Below are 18572 nucleotides of genomic sequence, written 5' to 3' on the forward strand. Positions count from 1 at the left end.
GGCGGCTTTTTTTATGTTCCAGCGAGACGGATATACACAATGTCAGCAATGGGAACCTGCACCGGTGCATGGCTTTCTTCATCAAGTATCCATACGTACGTTTCATCAAACGATTGAATAACACCCCGAACCGTAGGACCGCCCCACTCAAAACGGCACGGAACCGGAATGCGCCGCTCAGCAAGGTAAACGACTTTTTCTGTTATGCTCATTTCCCGAAATGGTTTTAAGCGGCCGTCGCCTGACTTTTCTTCTTTTTTTTGGACCGGCGGCGTCAATTGCTTTTCCTCAGCCTCTTGTTTCACCTCTTCGATAATTTCTCCCTCTGATTCTGCTTTAGCAATTTTCTGCATTACGGGCTGAATAGGTGTCAAATGAGGCTGACCAATATAAAGCAAGGGACCAGGTGTTTTTTTCATATGCACACACCTCCGCTTTTTTGTCCAGTATATGCAGAAAAACCGCCCAATATGGACGGTTTTTAAAATTAATTGCCTGTAATGTGGTAGCCGGAATCCACATGAATGTTCTCACCGGTGATGCCACGAGACATATCACTGAACAAGAAAACAGCTGTATCGCCTACTTCTTCCTGTGTTGTTGTCCGGCGAAGCGGTGCCCGTTCTTCAATTTGAGTCAGCATCTCATTAAAATCACTAATGCCTTTTGCAGCCAGTGTACGAATTGGCCCTGCAGAAATCGAGTTCACACGAATGCCGTCTTTGCCAAGATCAGCAGCCAAATAACGCACGCTTGCATCAAGGGACGCTTTTGCCACGCCCATCACATTGTAGTTTGTAATTACGCGCTCACCGCCGAGATACGTCAGTGTCACAATGCTGCCGCCTTCTGTCATAAGAGGCTTCGCATATTTTGCTACCGCTGTCAGCGAGTAAGCACTGATGTTGTGGGCAAGCATAAAGCCATCACGGGATGTATCGACAAAATCGCCGTCTAGGTCTTCTTTGTTAGCAAACGCGATACAATGAGCAAGACCGTGGATGACACCTTCTTTTTCTTTGATGGAACGGAAGCATTCCTCAATCGCGAAATCATCTGTTACATCACATGGTAAAATGAACGGATCCTTTTGATTTTCAAGTGTTGCCGCCAGGTCACGAACGTTTTTTTCTAAACGATCGCCTGCATAAGTAAAAACAAGACGTGCTCCTGCTGCGTCCAGAGAGCGGGCAATTCCCCATGCAATGCTGCGCTTGTTGGCAACACCCATTACGACAAACGTTTTTCCTTCAAGTGAAAATAGCATAAATCCGTTCCTCCATTTATACAAGTTATTAGTACCTAGTGTTAATCTTATCATGATTACCAAAAAAATCAACGAATATCATGCCAGCTTTTGCCCGGCTTTTAAATTTTCTCCAAACGGATTATACTAGTGCAGTAGACAAAAATGAATGGGGAGCGATTGAATGAAGCTGGATATTATCGGAGACATACACGGCTGTTTCGATGAGTTTCATATGCTGACGCATACGCTTGGATACAAATGGGACGAAGGTATCCCTATTCATCCTGATGGGCGGACGCTGGCTTTTGTCGGCGACTTAACCGACCGCGGCCCGGATTCGGTCCGGGTAATGGACGTTGTCTGCCGGCTGTTTGAAGAGCAAAATGCCCTTTTTGTGCCAGGCAACCACTGCAATAAGCTGTACCGGTATTTTCTTGGCAACAATGTTCAGGAAACACACGGACTGGAAACAACAGTGGCAGAGCTTGATTCCATGCCTGCCAATGAATACCGCCTGCTTAGAAAACGGTTCCTTTCTATGTATGAAGAGTCACCGCTCTATCACGTGCTTGAAGACCGGCGGCTTGTGATTGCTCACGCCGGGATACGTGCCGACTATATTGGCCGATTTGATGCGCGTGTAAAAACGTTTGTGCTTTATGGAGACATTACAGGGGAAAAACATCCGGACGGCTCCCCTGTCCGCCGCGACTGGGCAAAAAAGTACACAGGAGATGCATATGTTGTGTACGGCCACACGCCTGTCAGCGCGCCGCGCGCGATCGGCAACACCATCAATATCGACACCGGCTGTGTATTTGGCGGCAAGCTGACCGCACTGCGATGGCCGGAGCGTGAAATCCTATCGGTGGATTCCCAACAGCCGCTCGTTCGAGAAAAATTCCGTTCATTCAGCGATGTTTCATAAAAAAACCGGGTTCCATAGTGGAATCCGGTTTTTTTATATAACCATATTTTTCATATCCATTGGCATGGGCATTGTAAGATCGATAGGCGCGCCTGTTACAGGATGGTGAAACGACAGCGAGCCGCAGTGAAGTGCCTGCCTGTTTATGCGGCTCCTGCTGCCTCCATATAAATCATCACCTGCAAGCGGATGACCAAGGTGGGCAAGATGAACACGAATCTGGTGTGTCCGCCCGGTTTCCGGCTTAACAGCCACATAAGCAAAATCATCGTACTGCCGGATCACTTTGTAAACCGTACGGGCATATTGGCCGTCCTCACGCACCATTCGTTCAATAATGCTGTCGTCCCGGCGGCCAATCGGTGCTTCTACAAAACCGGTTGCCTGCTCAAAAACGCCTTCTGCAAGTGCTTTATACTGACGGAACACCTTTTTTTGCTTTTGCATCTCAGACATTAAATGATGCACGTATCGGTTTTTCGCCGCAAGGACAATTCCTGATGTGTCGCGGTCCAGCCGGGTAACGATGTGTGCCGTCGCCTGCAGCCCCTGCTCCCTATACAGCCAGAGCAGGCCGGATGCAAGCGAGCCGGATGGATGCTCGCGGGACGGAATCGTGTTCATGCCCGCCGGCTTGGCGACAGCGATCAGCGCTTCATCCTCGAACAAAACCGGAAGATCGACCGGCTCCGCCTCGAGTCCGCCGGATGGTAATTCGGGCGGAAACACTATCCGTACGGCATCTCCTGCAGATAACACATGGCGGACAGTTACTTCGCAGCCATTTACTTCAATCAGCCCGCCGGTAAATTTAATATCCGTTAAAGCACGCTTGGAGATCGCCTTTTGCGCTAAAAAGGTTCGGAGCAGCAGTCCATCCTCATCCGCAGTCCAGCACAATTCAAACGGCTTTCCATTAACTGCTGACAAAGGAATCATGCACCCTTTTCCAAAATGGGAACGGCCGGAAGCGGGCAAAACGGATTTTTTCTGTGGCAACACGGTATTGAATAGATTTTACATCTTTATGCAAAATTGTTAAGTGATCGATGGTCACTAAAAAATCCGGCCGGTTAACCGGCTTTAAAATACACGTATGGTGAGCAGGCAAAATCAGCGGTGAGCCAACAGTCCGGAACACACGGTTGTTGATCGATGCCATTTCCGCCAGCTGCAGGGCACGGATTGACGGGTGCAAAATAGCTCCGCCAAGCGCTTTATTGTAGGCTGTGCTGCCAGATGGCGTTGATACGCACAAGCCATCGCCGCGAAAACGCTCAAACTGCTCGCCGCGAATTTCCACGTCCATTACGAGTGTTCCATCCACACTTTTAACGGTTGATTCATTCAAGGCCAAATAGCGTGTTTCTTTACCCCCATCCTGATAGCGGATAATCGCTTCAAGAAGTGGATATTCAATGATCTGATATGGCGTCCGCGCAATGGCGATTACCAGCTTCTCAATTTCATCCGGTGTCCAGTCCGCATAAAAACCAAGATGTCCGGTATGCACCCCGACAAATGCCGTTTTATCAAGACGTCCATTATACCGGTGAAATGCGTAAAGAAGCGTTCCATCTCCTCCAACCGAAATGACGATATCCGGCTCGCTTTCATCGTATGTTAATTTAAAATCCGTCAAGTAATTGCGGATTTTATGCATTAATGCATTGGACTTGGCGTCCCCTTTTGATGTAATCGCAAATTTCATGCTGCCTCACCCCTGCCGTTTAGTAGTCATTCTTTTTTCTTTGTGAAAAACAGCTGCGCTTCCTGGATCTCTTCCCGAATCAAGGACATTTCCTCGTCCAGCCGGAAAGCGGCCTCTGCCGCACGCTGCAGCCTTGTTTGAATTTCTTCCGGAAAATCGCCATTGTATTTATAATTCAGCGAATGCTCAATGGTCGCCCAGAAATTCATGGCAAGCGTTCTGATTTGAATTTCAGCAAGCAGCTTTCTTTCCCCGTGAATGGTCTGTACCGGATATTCAATCACTACATGATAGGATCTGTAGCCGCTTGGTTTTTTATGGGAAATATAATCTTTTTCTTCAACGACTTTAAAATCTTTTCGCTTGCGCAAAATCTCCACAACGATTTTAATGTCATCCACAAACTGGCACATCATGCGCAGCCCGGCAATGTCCTGCATATCCTGCTGGATGCGTTCCATTGGAATTCGTTTCGTTTCCATCTTATCTAAGATGCTTGGAACCGGCTTTACCCGTCCTGTCACAAATTCGATGGGTGAACGGTCGTCTTCCAGTGTAAACTGCTTGCGAATGCCGCGCAGCTTCACTTTTAATTCCTCTACCGCCTGCTTGTACGGTACTAAAAACTCATCCCAGTTGTCCATGCACGGTGTCCTCCATTAGCGCTGTTCGGCGAAAAAAACACGTTCCACTTTCTCTACCATTTCTTCGCCGTAGTTGCTGTTTCCTTCAATGTTGACAAGCAGATCGCTCATTTCCTCATGAAACGAGGCAAGCAGAAATGTACCGTCCTCTCCGGCTGCTTCAACCGGGTGCCCGCCGTCAATCGCTCTCTTTACTTCTTCCCACGTACTCTCGTGTACATATAGATAAACATAGCCCGGCTCTGCTTCCGCCAGATACACAAAAGCCGCGGCGTCTGAATCGGTAATCACCTGGGAGACCGGCTTTAAGTGTGTGACCTGCACCTCTTCCTCTGATAAAAGACGAAGCGTTTCGCCTGCCCATTCTGTTTTTGTAAAATGCCATTTCGTTCTCATTCTTCACTTCTCCTTTACAACAACCGTTCATTCAAAACTTCGTAAACATTTTACCACATTTTACTCTTTCAAACACGGTTCGAACAGGATACAATAAAAGAAGAACATTATGGAAAATGAGGCGGACACGATGAAGGAAGAAATTGAAATTGAATTTAAATGTGTGGTTACAAAAACACAGTTTGATCAGCTTGTCGCCGCTTTTGATCCAGGACCTTTTCAACAGCAGTCCAACCACTATTTTGATACATCAGATTTTTTGCTTAAAGAAGCCGGCGCCGCGCTTCGCATCCGTGAAAAGGGCGGACGAGCGGAAATGACGCTGAAAGAACCAGCAGATACAGGTCTTTTAGAATCAACGGTTTCATTATCACAACTTGAAGTGAAGGACGCCTTAGCCGGCACCCTTCCTGACAATAAAGTCATCAGCCGGGCGGCTGGCCGCGCTGGCGCGGCCAATTTCGCTCACTTTGGCACGCTTTCAACAATACGGGCAGAGATCGCTTACGAAGGCGGCCTGCTCGTGTTTGACCATAGCACGTATCTCGGGCAGGAAGATTACGAGATTGAATATGAAGCAAAGGATGCTTCTGGAGAAGATGTTTTTTATCAGCTTTTGAAGAAATATGACATCGACTACACACCGGCAGAAAATAAAATCCGCCGTTTCTATCACGCACTTACACAACATGGGGGAAACTAACAACGTGGATACTAACTTTTTCAACACGATGATCAACACGACTGTCGCTAAAGCCGCTGGAACAGGAACCACTTCTCCATTTTCTTCTGCCGCTGGGACAGGCAATGTGTTTGGCTCTATTTTACAGCAGGCGCTTGCGCAGGGTCTTGAAATTATTCAAGCCGGGACCTCCGCCTCTGCAAGTGCCGCTTCCTCTGCAGCATCTGCGCCAGCCCTCTTCACAAAAGCCGGCGCCGACATTGCAGCCGCACCTAAAACAGATTTTGATGATATTATTACCCGGGCTGCCGAGAAGTACAATGTTCCGAAAAAATTGATCCAATCTGTGATTAAACAGGAATCCAATTTTAACCCGAAGGCCGTCAGCTACGCGGGGGCTTCAGGTCTTATGCAATTAATGCCGGGCACTGCAAGCTACCTCGGTGTTAACGATTCAATGGACCCAGAACAAAACGTATTTGGCGGAACGAAGTATTTACGCCAAATGCTCGATATGTTTAATGGAGACATTTCCCTTGCGCTCGCTGCATATAATGCAGGGCCGGGCAACGTAAAGAAGTATGGCGGCATCCCGCCATTCAATGAAACACAAAACTATGTAAAAAAGATCACCGGCTACTACAATGCGTAGAGCCGTTTTTTTTTAAAGAAAAGGGATGTTTTGGAGATATGCCCTCAATCCTATCATTTGTTTTATGTCGAAAGCCTTGTTAAAATGAAGATACATTACGAGGAAAAAGGAGTAACGTTTATGGCCGAGCAATCCAATGTTCCATACGACATCATTGGCGGGAAACAGCTTTCAGAACTGGTGGACGTTTTTTACAGCCGCGTTTCGCAGCATCCGGATCTTGCGCCGATTTTTCCCGATGATTTAACCGAAACTGCCCGAAAGCAGAAACAATTTCTAACTCAATTTCTAGGTGGACCAAGCCTTTATACAGATGAACACGGGCACCCGATGCTCCGGGCACGCCATTTGCCTTTCCCTATTACGCCAGCACGCGCAGAAGCCTGGCTGGAGTGCATGAATGCGGCAATGGATGATGTGCATTTAACCGGTGAATTGCGTGTTTTCTTTTTTGAACGACTTAAACAAACGGCGTTTCATATGGTGAACCAGCCGGATGATAAGGGTGATGCTTTGTGAATTCGATGCAACTGCCTGAACGTATTTGCTCTGCCCGGCAAAAGCCGCTCGAACTCTATGTATTTATTGATCCTTTGTGCCCGGATTGCTGGGCGCTCGACCCCCTTATTCGGAAGCTGCAAGTAGAATACGGCCATTATTTCAAGTTGAAGCAAGTATTAACCGGCAAGCTGACTGCTTTGAATACAGCTAAGCCTCTTCTTGCAGTGGAGCAAAGCGGGCTTGCCTGCGAGGAATCCGTCTGGGAGGAAGAGACCATCGAATCTCCTTTTCTTGCATCTATTGCTATCAAAGCAGCTGAGCTGCAAGGAAAACGGGCCGGCAGCAAGTTCCTCCGGAGAATTCAGGAGCAATTATTTTTAGATAAAGAGAATGTCGCAGATATAGCTGTGTTAACCCGCTGTGCTGAAGAGGCAGGACTCGACAAAAGCGAGTTTCTAAATGATATTTATTCAGCTGGTGCCACAAAAGCCTTTCAAAGTGATTTAGCGGTCACATGTGAAATGGATGTGGACGAAGCGCCGACGATCGTATTTTTTAATGAACGCATTGAAGATGAAGGTATTAAAATTGCCGGTCTTTATTCCTATGATATTTACGTACAAATTCTGCAGGAAATTCTAGAAGAAATACCAGAACCGCTTGATCCGCCTTCACTTGAAGAATTTATGCAATACTTTCGCATTGCGGCTACAAGTGAAATAAGAGGCGTTTATGATTGGACCGACAGCCAGACAGAATGCGAAATGAAAAAACTGCTTCTGCAGCGAAAAGTCCGCAGGATCCATACGAAGCACGGCACTTTTTGGGAATATATTCAGTAAAAACACCAGCATCGCATGCTGGTGTTTTTTTATTGCATCCAAATAGAAAGAGCCCCGCTTCGGCGGGGCTCTTTCTTACGAACAAAGGGGATGGGAGAAATTTTTCACGGTCAAACAAAGGGGTATATGTTTGTTTGTGATCAACTTCACGACCCCATCGTACCATGTGTGGCACGTTTTTTGCAAGGAATGACCCTCCAATTCACAAAATCGACATAATAATGGATTTGACAGCGATAACTTACAAATTAACCCAGTAATTTCTCCATTTCGTCCAGTGTTTCCTCAAACACACGGCAGGCTGCTTCAATAGGACCCGCTTCCGTCATATCAACGCCTGCACGCTTTAATACTTCAATTGGATCCGCAGAGCTTCCTGCTTTTAAGAACTCATTAATGTAGCGCTGGGCCGCTGGCTCGCCATCTTTTAAAATTTGTGAGGATAGCGCAATCGCTGCACTTAAGCCCGTGGCATACTGATATACATAATAGTTATAATAGAAATGCGGAATGCGTGCCCATTCAAGTGCAATTTCTTCATCAATAACCATATCATCACCGAAATATTTTTTATTCAGTGCGTAATAAGCTTCACTTAAGCCGTCTGCTGTCAGTGCTTCTCCCTTTTGGGCTTTTTCATGAATCAGGTGTTCAAATTCTGCAAACATCGTCTGGCGAAAAATCGTGCCGCGGAATGTTTCAAGAAAATGATTCAGCAAGTAAATGCGTTTTTTCTCATCGTCTGTTGCTTTCAGCAAATAATCATTTAAAATGGATTCGTTGCACGTAGAAGCCACTTCTGCCACGAAAATAGAGTAGTCCCCATAAATATACGGCTGGCTCGCACGTGTATAATAGCTGTGAATGCTGTGCCCAAATTCATGAGCAAGTGTAAACAAATTGTTTACATTATCCTGCCAGTTCATTAGAACGTAAGGATTTGTGCCATAAGCACCGGAGGAGTAAGCCCCGCTTCTTTTTCCTTTATTCTCCACTACATCGACCCAGCGGCTTTCTAACCCTGTCGTTAAAATCTCGATGTATTCTTTTCCGAGCGGCTGTAAACCTTTTTGAAGAAGATCTTTCGCTTCGTCATATGTTACATCAAACTTGCCTTCTGCTACAAGCGGCGTATACAAATCGTACATATGCAGTTCATTAAGACCAAGTACCCGCTTGCGTAGCGCCACATAACGGTGAAGCAGCGGCAGATTTTTATTAATGGTAGCCACTAAATTGTCGTATACCTCTTCAGGGATATGATTACGTGACAGTGCTGCCTCTCGCGCGCTGTTGTAATGGCGTACACTCGCAGAGAAATTATCCCGTTTCACCTGGCCGGATAGCGTTGAAGCAAATGTATTTTTAAATTTTCCATAGGTGGCATACACGGCTTTAAAAGCTTCCTCTCGAACACGTCGGTCCGATGACTCAAGAAACCGCACGTAGTTGCCATGTGTAATCTGTACACTTTCCCCGTTTTCATCCTGGATAACCGGAAATTCCAGGTCAGCATTATTCAGCATTCCAAATGTTGCACTCGATGAGCCTAATACATCTGATGCCTGCGCCAGTAAATTCTCTTCTGTTGCAGACAGAACATGCGGACGCTGCTTGTTTAAGTCATCCAGCACTTTTTTGTACAATTGGAGCGGCTCATGGGATGCGACAAACCCGTTTACTTTTTCTTCGTCAATCGACAAAATTTCAGGATCGGCAAACGAAAGCGCTCCTGCAATTTGCGTATACAGCATTTTAGCCCGGTCATTCATGCCCTGGTAATGGGCGTTTTGAGTATCTTCATCGTAGCGCATATGCGCATACGTATATAGACGGCCCATCCGCTCAAGCAGAATATCCTGCCAGGAGAAAAAGGCATACATCTGCTCTGCACTTTCATCAAGGGTTCCTCTATAAGAAGAGGCTTCTCCTGCAAGTGTCTGAAGCGCTTTAAATTCCTTCTCCCACTCTTCATCCGTTACAAAAATATCTTCAAGACGCCATTTCAGCTCCTCCGGCACCTCAGAACGTGCCGGAAGCTGTTTTACCGCATTTTCTGCCATCTTCAAAAACCTCCTTTTATGTATATAACCATTCTCCTTCCTTATTATATAATCCTTTGTTTTTCACCTCAAAAAATCAGCTTGTCTAAAATAGCCTTCCCGAATGCTTCTGTAAAGGCTTTTTCTTTTTCCAGCTTCACACCGAGCGAAGGACTGTCCAGAGAAAGCGGATTTCCGATTACATCCAACAGCGCGGCATATTCTACAGCGGCCATCTCCGGTGTTTTTCCGCCGGCAAGCGGCAGCGGCTGCTCTTTTACATGTCCAAGCTCGATTCGGCGTCGAATAATTTCTTCAGCCGGACGCTTCTCCAGCTCCAGCAAAAGATAAAACTGCCATTCAATCGGATGGTTCCGAATCGCTATGCTGCTGCGGACAGGAAGCCCAATGTGTTCCGGCAGCAAATAAGGATTACGGCCGGATGCATAAACCGCTTGAAGAAAAGGATGTCGGTGCCCCCGGTCAAACTGGCAGGTCTGATCAATCCATTTCCTTCTGTAATCAAAAAAGGTATTCAGGTCAGATACATCTCTATCGCTGCCTGAAGCAGACGGGGGAAACGTCATGTCTTGAATAGGAATAAAGCGCTGGTGTGCTGTACAAAGTGTTACCGTAAGCGGGGTGATGTTTTTATATATCGTAAATCCTTTTCGTTCAGGGTCATACGACAAAAAATAAAAGCCCAGATGAGGATGAAAACGCAAAAACAGCCGCTGAAAAGGCGTCAGCTTTACATAGCTCCCTTTCCGCTCAACCGGCTTGCCGCCATATATCCAAAACGGAATCATTCCACGCGCTGTGTACTTCTCTGTCCGCTCCTTAAATAAAGCAGCGGAAATCGAAGAACACTGAAACTCAACCGCTATATTTCCTGTTAAAATGTCCGGGCGCTGGCCTCCGCCTGGCAGACATGCTTCCAATTCTGCTTCTGCTGTTTGGGTAATCCATTGAAATAAGTCTGCTTTTCCGGCTAAATGCCTGGGAGATTCGTGTTCTGAAAATGATTGGCATAAAGTGTGGGAAATGTGGGCAAAATGTGGAATGTTAACATTCCCTGCTTTAATCAAGACAGGACTGCCACATTGCGGGCAGTAATGCGGAGTATTTTTTAAACGAAGAGCTAGTGACTTGGCTTCTGCCCCGGCCAATACGACCGGCTTTCCTTGTCGGTTCACTGCCGAAAGCATACAGATATCCTCTCCTTTCACTTTATACGATTCGACAAGCGGAAGGGCACTTCCTTTTTTCACAAAAAAAAGCATCCTCTTGACACGTCAAGAGGACGCTGGTTATGAAAAGTATTGACGAACGGTTTCGAATACATTTTCAGGCATGATGCATTTTCCGTATTCCTGAAGTGTATGGATCGTCATGCGGGATTCATGCGTATATTCAAGCAGAATGCTGAGCGCATCGTCAATTTCTTCTTCCTGGAAACGATCGTCCGCGAACTCAACAAACAGATAATAACGATTTTCGTGCGCATACAAGGAAGTGGTCAAGTAATCGAGACCGCCGCGATTGCTAAGCGCGATAACGTCTTCAAAATCACGGAATGCAAGAACAAAATCAAGCGGCGCATCGTCTTCTTCTGAACGGTCAAAATGTTCATCAAGCAAGTCTTCAATCTGCCCATTTACATCCATTTTGTCGCTTGTAAATGGCAGTTCCAGACGCTGTCCGTCTTTTGTCAGATTTGCCTGGGTAACCAAAATTTCCAAACCTTTATCAAGTGCATGCACTTGAATCCAAAGAGGCCCATCCACTGTAAAATCTTCTTCATCGTGGACTTCCTCCATCATATCCCAGAACAGTTCTTCGCTGCGTTCCCGGTTGTACCAGATTTCCTCGCGGTCAAAGCCCCGTTCTTCTATATCAACATATGATATGAAAAACTTCACCGTGTTATCATTAATGCGTTCAATTTCCATTATGCGGTCTCTCCCTTCCATTTAGAGGGTTCACAGGGGTGCGGAAACATATCCCCATCCCTTCTTTATATTGTATGATAAACAAGGCGTAAATGAAAACAGAAAGACTTAGGGTGTCTGCACATTCTAACTGAATTTTCTGCGTTCTTCAAGCTAAAACGGTTAAAAAAAATAAAAAATTCCTGCATACCGGGCAGGAATTTTTCTTTGTCAATTAGTTAACCATACGTTGTGCTTCAAGCAGCTGGAAAGTACGAACTTTCCGCGGTAAGAAACGACGAATTTCATCTTCGTTATAACCAACTTGCAGGCGCTTTTCATCCATAATAATCGGACGACGAAGCAATCCTGGGTTTTGGCGGATCAATTCAAACAAATCTTGAAGTGGAAGCGTTTCAAGATCAACATTCAATTTTTGGAAAATTTTCGAACGTGTTGAAATGATTTCATCCGTTCCGTCCTCCGTCATACGCAAAATTTCTTTAATCTCGTCAATGCTTAACGGCTCTGAGAAAATATTGCGTTCCACGTAAGGAATTTCGTGTTCCTCTAACCACGCTTTTGCTTTTCGGCATGAGGTGCAGCTTGGTGATGTGTATAGTGTAACCATTCCTCATTCACACTCCTTAAATAAAATATATAATACCTGTCAATTTGAGGAATCGAACGTTCATGGAGATTTCATAGATAAGTGAAACTCCTCAACAACCGGCTACATATGTATTATACCATGAAATGACAGCCAATTGAATATCGTTTTCAGTTGTATGAACAATTATCTTTTACTTACAAATACATTGTACCCGGTGAATGTGTCAACTAAACGTCAAAGCTGCACCTTTTTAAACTTTTTGTGAGGATTCAAACGGCTCAAGAATATTTTCACGCTCTTCTTTATCTATAAAGGAAAGGGTTTCGCTTACCGGTGCGAAAGGAGCTCCGTAAATTTCCTTGTCTTTGTACTTATGGATATCACGATATGTCCGAACCATCGCTTCGTAAATATCTTCCTCATCTGCCCCGCTTGGGCTCCAATAAAGAATTTCCATCACCGTTTCCCGTCCGGTCGCAAGCGAACGCCGGCGGTAGCCGATTTTAGAAGCATGTTCAAATCCTTCGCGGGCATAGAAGCGAAGCCTTTTTTCCGTATCTGTGTCCTCGTATTGAACCGGTTCAACTTCAAGAATGACCGGTTTGTTTTTCGACTTTAATCCATTAATCAGTTTTTTGCCTAGTCCCTGTCCCCTTGCTTGTTTGGACACAAAAAGATAGTCGACAAAAACAAACCCGTCAAACTCTACATAAATGAGTACGTGGTTCGGACCTTCATCTTTATGGTAAACATCGCCGCGTTCAGCGAGCAGTACATCAATTTGTTCTTTTGCCTTCATTTCTTCAATTGGAAAATACTGATTCAACTTTTCATACCAGTTCATGCGTGTCTCCTTTGCTTACCCATAATAAGTGCTTCTTATATAATATAGACCGTTTTTAAACGCTTAAACCTATAATTTAAGAAAGCGGCCGCTTATCAGGCCGCTTCGTAGCTTTTTTGAAATTTACTCAACTCTTTTCCAGCGCATTAAACAAATCAGCCAAAAGCCAAACTATGCTTCTCCACCTTGTCTTGCCGGCCATATTGACGCCCCTGCAAATTTCCGTACATTGAGCCGCTTCCTTCCTTTGAATAGGGTACTGTCTTGCTGATCCTGCTTTCTTCTTATTTCCTGTCATCTTGAATATTCAGTTTGTTTTATTTATAATGGAACACATATCAAGATGAAACGAAGTGAAGTGGACTAATGATGAAAACAATTTTTTCCGGCATTCAGCCAAGCGGATCTGTTACATTGGGTAATTATATCGGTGCTATGCGGCAGTTTGTCGAATTACAGGAAGACTATGACTGCTTTTTTTGTATTGTAGACCAGCATGCCATTACCGTTCAGCAGGACCGCCTCGCGCTGCGCAAAAATATCCGCAGCCTGGCAGCGCTTTACGTGGCAATAGGCCTTGATCCTTCTAAAGCAACCCTATTTATCCAATCAGAAGTGCCTGCTCATGCACAAGCGGGCTGGATGCTTCAGTGTGTCTCTTACATCGGAGAGCTGGAGCGAATGACACAATTTAAAGACAAATCTGCAGGTAAAGAAGCGGTATCAGCTGGACTGCTTACATATCCTCCTCTCATGGCAGCGGATATCCTGCTTTACGGCACCGACCTGGTGCCAGTTGGAGAAGACCAAAAGCAGCACCTTGAGCTGACACGCGATTTGGCGGAGCGGTTTAATCGAAAATACAATGATATTTTCACGATCCCTGAAGTGCGTATTCCAAAAGAAGGCGCACGGGTCATGTCTCTGCAGGAACCGACGAAAAAAATGAGTAAATCCGATCCAAACCAAAAAGCATTTATAACGCTTTTGGATGAACCGAAGCAAATCGAGAAAAAAATCAAAAGTGCGGTAACCGATTCGGAAGGCGTAGTAAAGTACGACAAAGAAAACAAGCCTGGCATCTCAAACCTTCTGTCTATTTACTCAGCACTTGAAGGAATTTCGGTTGCGGATCTTGAACAGCAGTTTAGCGGAAAAGGCTATGGGGACTTTAAACAGGCAGCAGCCGATGTTGTCATCAAGCATTTAGCACCGATTCAAGAACGCTACCATGCATTAATCGAGTCTGATGAGCTAGACCAGATCCTAGACGAAGGCGCTGAAAAAGCCCGCTTTAGAGCCGGTAAAATGCTAAAAAAAATGGAAAATGCGATGGGCCTCGGCCGCAAGCACAAATAAAAAAACGTTCCGGTTTATACCGGAACGTTTTTTATTTGCTTGTTACGACTTTCATTTCCTGCTCATACATTTTTTCAAAGAACGGGCGCCCTTTAATCATCTGGGCACACAGCTGTTCATGCGCAGAAGTCCAGCCGATTACAACTGATTCACTAAACATTTTCACAGCGGATGTCCAATCCATCTGCCGGATAATTTCATATTTTGCCGGCTTCCACTCTGTGAGCCAGTACTTCAGCGCCGGCTCATGGTCGGATTCAATAAGCTGATCAACAGCCATTAACAAAAGTGTTTTTAGCTGCCGCTCTTTTCTTGTTAACCCAATCATCCATTCCGGTGCCGGCTCTGAAAGGCTGTATGTTTTTTCAGCCATATCCGGGAAATAAAACGGTTCTGCCGGATGGCAGTCGGCCATTTCCCGGACAATTAACTCGTGCTGAGGCATAATGCGGCTTTTTTTAATTGGCACCCGGTATCCATTTGTATCAACAGCCATTGTCCGGTCTCCATCTGAAACAATAAAGCAGTACTCCATCATTTCACGCTTGCTTCCTTTACGGATAAACGCTTTGCTTTCTACTTTCTGCAGCAGCTCTTCCGGCAATTCACAAAGAGTTTTTTCAAAGAAATCCATTGCATTTTTACGTAAAATTAAAACCGGTACTTGATCAAGCAGCATCATCCCGTCGTCTTTACGCCATTCGTGATACGGGCATACATTGCATCCATTTTCTTCTCCCTCGAACCAGTTCACCCACACATCATGAAGGTACAGCATCAAATTCCTCCTTGATTACCGTTTTATGGGTTCATTATCGACACGTTTTTGTTACTTTATTCAATAAAACCGAAAAACATGAGCAGCCAGCCGACGAAAAATAAATAGCATTCCGGCCGGCGAATCGTAAAGGAAATGTATTCAGGCCATGTCATGCCTGCAGCAAGTAAATTCAAATACATAATAAAACTAATCCCGCCTGCTACGGCCAGGCCAAAGCCGGTTAAAAAAAGAACGAGTTTCATTCTATCACGCCTCCGCTGCTTGTCCTTCATGTATATGCAAAAATAAGCAAAAAAAAACAGGCCGGAGCCTGTTTTTTTAATCGTTGTATTGTTTGAGCACAATTGTCGCGTTATGTCCGCCGAATCCAAGCGAGTTGCTCATCGCTGCGCGAACTTCACTTTTACGTGCTTCGTTCGGCACATAATCAAGGTCACATTCCGGATCCGGATTTTGCAGATTGATCGTTGGCGGAAGTGTGTTTTCCTGAATAGCAAGCGCAGTAAAAATGGCTTCAACACCGCCAGCCGCACCAAGCAGGTGGCCCGTCATTGATTTTGTTGAAGAAACGGCCAATTGTCTGGCATGATCGCCAAAAACGGTTTTAATCGCCGCTGTTTCAAACTTATCGTTGTACGGCGTACTTGTTCCATGTGCATTGATATAGTCGATATCAGATGGGGCAAGACCTGCATCATCAAGCGCCATTTTCATGGCACGGGAACCGCCTTCTCCTTCCGGTGCCGGTGCTGTAATATGGTGAGCATCGCCGGTTGAACCATAACCGACAATCTCAGCATAAATGTGAGCGCCGCGGGCTTTTGCATGTTCTAATTCCTCGAGGACAACAATACCTGCCCCTTCACCGATTACAAATCCGTCGCGTTCAGCGTCAAACGGCCGGCTTGCTGTAGCCGGATCTGGATTTGTGGACAGCGCTGTGTTCGCACAAAATCCTGCAACCGACATTTGCGTAATCGGCGCTTCTGTTCCGCCTGAAATCATCGCATCGGCATCGCCGCGCTGAATAACTTTAAAAGCATCCCCAATGGAATTTGTTCCTGTTGCACAAGCTGTTACGGTACACGAGTTTACCCCTTTCGCTCCCAGGTAAATCGAGACTTGACCCGCGGCCATATCCGGGATCATCATTGGGACGAAAAACGGGCTGACCCGGCGGTAGCCGCGTTCTAAAAATGTTTTATACTGTGTTTCAAACGTTTCCATGCCGCCGATGCCCGAACCGACCCAGACACCGATGCGCGGCGCGTTTTCTTCTGTAATTTCGAGCTTCGCATCTGCTACCGCCATTTTAGCCGCCGCAACGGCAAATTGTGTAAAGCGGTCCATTTTACGTGCTTCTTTTTTTTCTATGAACTGCTCCGGCTCAAAATCACGGATTTCAGCCGCCACTTTAGCAGGATAGTCATCTGCATTCAGGCGGGTCATCGGCTTAATGCCGCTTTTCCCTGCTGTAATACTACTCCAAGCTTCTTCTACTGTATTTCCAACCGGTGAAACAATGCCTAGACCGGTAATCACTACTCTTCGTTTTTCCACATTTTTCACCTCTTTATTAAATTGCTGTTAACGTCCCCATCTCATTGCGATGGCGCCCCACGTTAATCCTCCCCCGAAACCGACCATGACAATCACATCGTCATCTTTTACCCGCCCGTTTTCAAGCTCTTCTACCATTGTGAGCGGAATGGATGCAGATGATGTATTGCCAAACTGGTTCACGGTTACAGACATTTTTTCTGGAGGCAATCCAAGGCGCTCCCGTGCCGATTCCATGATACGGATATTGGCTTGATGCGGCATAAGAAAATCAACATCTTCTTTTTGAAGACCCGCTTTTTCAATTACACTTATAGAGGATTCTCCCATTTGGCGAACGGCAAATTTAAACACTTCACGGCCATTCATTTTAACATATTTATCTTCATACAAGTGCTTGCCGCCGCGTCCGTCAGCTCCAAGCTCAAAAGATAAAATTCCACGCCCTTCTGATACCGGTCCAAGAACAGCAGCTCCTGCCCCGTCTCCAAACAGCACAGCGGTATTCCGGTCTTCCCAGTCAATCAAATTCGACAGCTTTTCTGCGCCAATCACGAGTACATGTTTGTATGCACCTGTTTCGATAAACTGTTTTCCCGTAATGATACCATACATAAACCCGGCACACGCAGCACTAATATCCATAGCAGCCGCATTGACTGCCCCAATTTCGTGCTGAATTTCACACGAAACAGATGGAAAGCTGTGGTCCGGTGTAACCGTTGCTGTAATAATCAAATCTATTTCTTCTGGATGAATGCCTGCATGTTCAATGGCTTTTTGAGCTGCTTTTGCTGCCATATGGACGGTGCCGACTTCATCTCCCGCAATGCGGCGTTCCTCGATGCCTGTGCGGGTACGAATCCATTCGTCAGAAGTCTCCATTCTTTTTTCAAGATCGAAGTTTGTAATCACTTGATCCGGAATGTAACGTCCCATTCCCCATATTCCAGCGTTCAAAAAACGCACCTTCTTTCAACCACATATTGTGATAGCAATTATTATGACTTGGTACTAATTTTACTGAAAAACACCCTTAAATGCAACGTCTAAAACGCCTAAATAGAAAAAAGCGAATTCCGCCTAGTGGGAACCCGCTTTCATTTTAATGCTTTTCAACTGGCTCGTCCGGAATCAATTTGATCACGATCACAAGCAGAATGGTCAGGACAACAGCTACGAAAACACCTGTTTCAAAGTGAAATGGCGCTCCGTTCATTGAAGAAACTACATACACGACCATTTCAGATAACAAGAACGTCCAGACGAACATCATGATATACTGCATAGGGCAGCCTCCTTTGCTTCTTTTTATGTACTCTGTTCATAATAGTAGCATATTTATCGGCTCGTGGGCGCAAAAAGTGTTTCTTTTTCTTGACGATTTGCGCAGATTGAATAAAATGAAGGAAAGAACTGGCTGAAGCCAAAAAGGAGAACCTATAATGGAAAAAAATATGGAATTTATGCAAATCGCAATGAAATACCTGCCTGAAGCCCAGCAGAAAATGCAGGAAGCCGGCATTGAGTTTTCACCTGCAATGGCAGAGCCGTTTTTTGGCTTGTTTATGAAAGTCATGCAGGAAGCTTACGATCTGGGTAAAAAAGAAGCCTTGCTCGAAGAATAAAAAAATCCGCTGCATGTAAAATGTAGAAATGCGGCTATGTTCATGTTTTTAACATAAAGAAAGGGCGTCTTATAAGCTGGAAAACCGGCTTATAAGACAAGCCCTTTTTTATAGCCGTAACCCAGCATGCACCGGACATACTCTTGTTCACGAAAGCCGAAAAAAGATATTCCAGCCATCCTTGGCCCCTATCGCTTCAGGCAAGGGAG

At 45.5% G+C, this 18572-nt stretch carries 23 protein-coding genes; 7 read left to right on the forward strand and 16 right to left on the reverse strand.

Annotation, left to right across the window (positions count from 1 at the left end; genetic code table 11):
- Positions 1-11: 11 nt before the first annotated feature.
- Positions 12-419, reverse strand: coding sequence for a CotO family spore coat protein (locus tag L2D08_RS03610; protein WP_242232359.1), 408 nt, complete (start codon positions 417-419; stop codon positions 12-14).
- Positions 420-487: 68 nt separating this feature from the next.
- Positions 488-1267: an enoyl-ACP reductase FabI gene (gene fabI / locus L2D08_RS03615; protein ID WP_242232360.1), complete on the reverse strand. Its 780-nt coding sequence runs from the start codon at positions 1265-1267 to the stop codon at positions 488-490.
- 163 nt (positions 1268-1430) lie between these two features.
- Between fabI and prpE the strand changes: the two genes are divergently transcribed.
- The gene (prpE, locus tag L2D08_RS03620) at positions 1431-2177 is read left to right on the forward strand and encodes a bis(5'-nucleosyl)-tetraphosphatase PrpE (protein ID WP_242232361.1); all 747 of its coding nucleotides are present in this window, start codon (positions 1431-1433) and stop codon (positions 2175-2177) included.
- Between the two features lie 33 nt (positions 2178-2210).
- Here prpE and L2D08_RS03625 read toward each other — a convergent pair whose 3' ends face one another.
- Genes L2D08_RS03625 through L2D08_RS03640 form a run of 4 tightly spaced genes read right to left on the reverse strand, consistent with a single transcriptional unit; the run spans position 2211 to position 4928 of the window.
- Positions 2211-3116: an RluA family pseudouridine synthase gene (locus L2D08_RS03625; RefSeq protein WP_242232362.1), complete on the reverse strand. Its 906-nt coding sequence runs from the start codon at positions 3114-3116 to the stop codon at positions 2211-2213.
- On the reverse strand, positions 3094-3888 hold the full coding sequence (locus tag L2D08_RS03630; RefSeq protein WP_242232363.1) for an NAD kinase: 795 nt from the start codon (positions 3886-3888) through the stop codon (positions 3094-3096). Before L2D08_RS03630 ends, L2D08_RS03625 begins: the two co-directional genes overlap by 23 nt.
- A gap of 26 nt (positions 3889-3914) precedes the next feature.
- The gene (gene yjbM, locus L2D08_RS03635; RefSeq protein ID WP_242232364.1) at positions 3915-4532 is read right to left on the reverse strand and encodes a GTP diphosphokinase; all 618 of its coding nucleotides are present in this window, start codon (positions 4530-4532) and stop codon (positions 3915-3917) included.
- A 15-nt stretch (positions 4533-4547) separates the two neighbouring features.
- Positions 4548-4928, reverse strand: coding sequence for a UPF0738 family protein (locus L2D08_RS03640; RefSeq protein ID WP_242232365.1), 381 nt, complete (start codon positions 4926-4928; stop codon positions 4548-4550).
- A gap of 130 nt (positions 4929-5058) precedes the next feature.
- Between L2D08_RS03640 and L2D08_RS03645 the strand changes: the two genes are divergently transcribed.
- From L2D08_RS03645 to L2D08_RS03660, 4 genes are all read left to right on the forward strand, one after another.
- Positions 5059-5631, forward strand: a complete 573-nt coding sequence (locus tag L2D08_RS03645; RefSeq protein ID WP_242232366.1) for a CYTH domain-containing protein — start codon at positions 5059-5061, stop codon at positions 5629-5631.
- 4 nt (positions 5632-5635) lie between these two features.
- Entirely contained in the window at positions 5636-6262 is a 627-nt protein-coding gene (locus L2D08_RS24170; RefSeq protein WP_309241326.1) for a lytic transglycosylase domain-containing protein, read from the forward strand.
- Between the two features lie 120 nt (positions 6263-6382).
- A complete protein-coding gene (locus L2D08_RS03655) occupies positions 6383-6781 on the forward strand; it encodes a globin domain-containing protein (RefSeq protein WP_242232367.1) in 399 nt (132 codons plus the stop codon).
- A gap of 5 nt (positions 6782-6786) precedes the next feature.
- On the forward strand, positions 6787-7605 hold the full coding sequence (locus L2D08_RS03660; protein ID WP_242232466.1) for a ClpXP adapter SpxH family protein: 819 nt from the start codon (positions 6787-6789) through the stop codon (positions 7603-7605).
- A gap of 248 nt (positions 7606-7853) precedes the next feature.
- Here the strand turns inward: L2D08_RS03660 and pepF are convergent, their stop codons facing one another.
- From pepF to L2D08_RS03685, 5 genes are all read right to left on the reverse strand, one after another.
- On the reverse strand, positions 7854-9668 hold the full coding sequence (gene pepF / locus L2D08_RS03665; protein ID WP_242232368.1) for an oligoendopeptidase F: 1815 nt from the start codon (positions 9666-9668) through the stop codon (positions 7854-7856).
- A 68-nt stretch (positions 9669-9736) separates the two neighbouring features.
- Positions 9737-10918 (reverse strand): competence protein CoiA, encoded by a 1182-nt coding sequence (locus L2D08_RS03670; RefSeq protein WP_242232369.1) that lies wholly within the window; start codon positions 10916-10918, stop codon positions 9737-9739.
- A gap of 39 nt (positions 10919-10957) precedes the next feature.
- Entirely contained in the window at positions 10958-11599 is a 642-nt protein-coding gene (mecA, locus tag L2D08_RS03675; RefSeq protein ID WP_242232370.1) for an adaptor protein MecA, read from the reverse strand.
- A gap of 214 nt (positions 11600-11813) precedes the next feature.
- The gene (gene spxA, locus L2D08_RS03680; protein ID WP_045850634.1) at positions 11814-12209 is read right to left on the reverse strand and encodes a transcriptional regulator SpxA; all 396 of its coding nucleotides are present in this window, start codon (positions 12207-12209) and stop codon (positions 11814-11816) included.
- A 232-nt stretch (positions 12210-12441) separates the two neighbouring features.
- Positions 12442-13035, reverse strand: a complete 594-nt coding sequence (locus L2D08_RS03685; RefSeq protein WP_242232371.1) for a GNAT family N-acetyltransferase — start codon at positions 13033-13035, stop codon at positions 12442-12444.
- Positions 13036-13401: 366 nt separating this feature from the next.
- Here L2D08_RS03685 and trpS point away from each other — a divergent pair, with 366 nt between their 5' ends.
- Positions 13402-14394, forward strand: coding sequence for a tryptophan--tRNA ligase (trpS, locus tag L2D08_RS03690; RefSeq protein WP_242232372.1), 993 nt, complete (start codon positions 13402-13404; stop codon positions 14392-14394).
- 31 nt (positions 14395-14425) lie between these two features.
- Here the strand turns inward: trpS and L2D08_RS03695 are convergent, their stop codons facing one another.
- The 5 genes from L2D08_RS03695 to L2D08_RS03715 form a co-directional block, all read right to left on the reverse strand.
- A complete protein-coding gene (locus L2D08_RS03695; RefSeq protein ID WP_242232373.1) occupies positions 14426-15172 on the reverse strand; it encodes a DUF3603 family protein in 747 nt (248 codons plus the stop codon).
- Between the two features lie 56 nt (positions 15173-15228).
- Positions 15229-15417: a YuzI family membrane protein gene (locus L2D08_RS03700; RefSeq protein WP_242232374.1), complete on the reverse strand. Its 189-nt coding sequence runs from the start codon at positions 15415-15417 to the stop codon at positions 15229-15231.
- 76 nt (positions 15418-15493) lie between these two features.
- Positions 15494-16735 (reverse strand): beta-ketoacyl-ACP synthase II, encoded by a 1242-nt coding sequence (gene fabF / locus L2D08_RS03705; RefSeq protein WP_242232375.1) that lies wholly within the window; start codon positions 16733-16735, stop codon positions 15494-15496.
- A gap of 27 nt (positions 16736-16762) precedes the next feature.
- The gene (locus L2D08_RS03710; RefSeq protein ID WP_242232376.1) at positions 16763-17695 is read right to left on the reverse strand and encodes a beta-ketoacyl-ACP synthase III; all 933 of its coding nucleotides are present in this window, start codon (positions 17693-17695) and stop codon (positions 16763-16765) included.
- Positions 17696-17840: 145 nt separating this feature from the next.
- Complete coding sequence (locus L2D08_RS03715; protein WP_242232377.1) at positions 17841-18023, reverse strand: YjzD family protein; 183 nt, start codon at positions 18021-18023, stop codon at positions 17841-17843.
- Positions 18024-18180: 157 nt separating this feature from the next.
- Between L2D08_RS03715 and L2D08_RS03720 the strand changes: the two genes are divergently transcribed.
- Positions 18181-18363, forward strand: a complete 183-nt coding sequence (locus tag L2D08_RS03720) for a ComZ family protein (RefSeq protein WP_242232378.1) — start codon at positions 18181-18183, stop codon at positions 18361-18363.
- The last annotated feature ends 209 nt before the right edge of the window (positions 18364-18572 follow it).

This window comes from Domibacillus sp. PGB-M46 (genome assembly GCF_022668875.1).
Taxonomy (GTDB): Bacteria; Bacillota; Bacilli; order Bacillales; family Domibacillaceae; genus Domibacillus.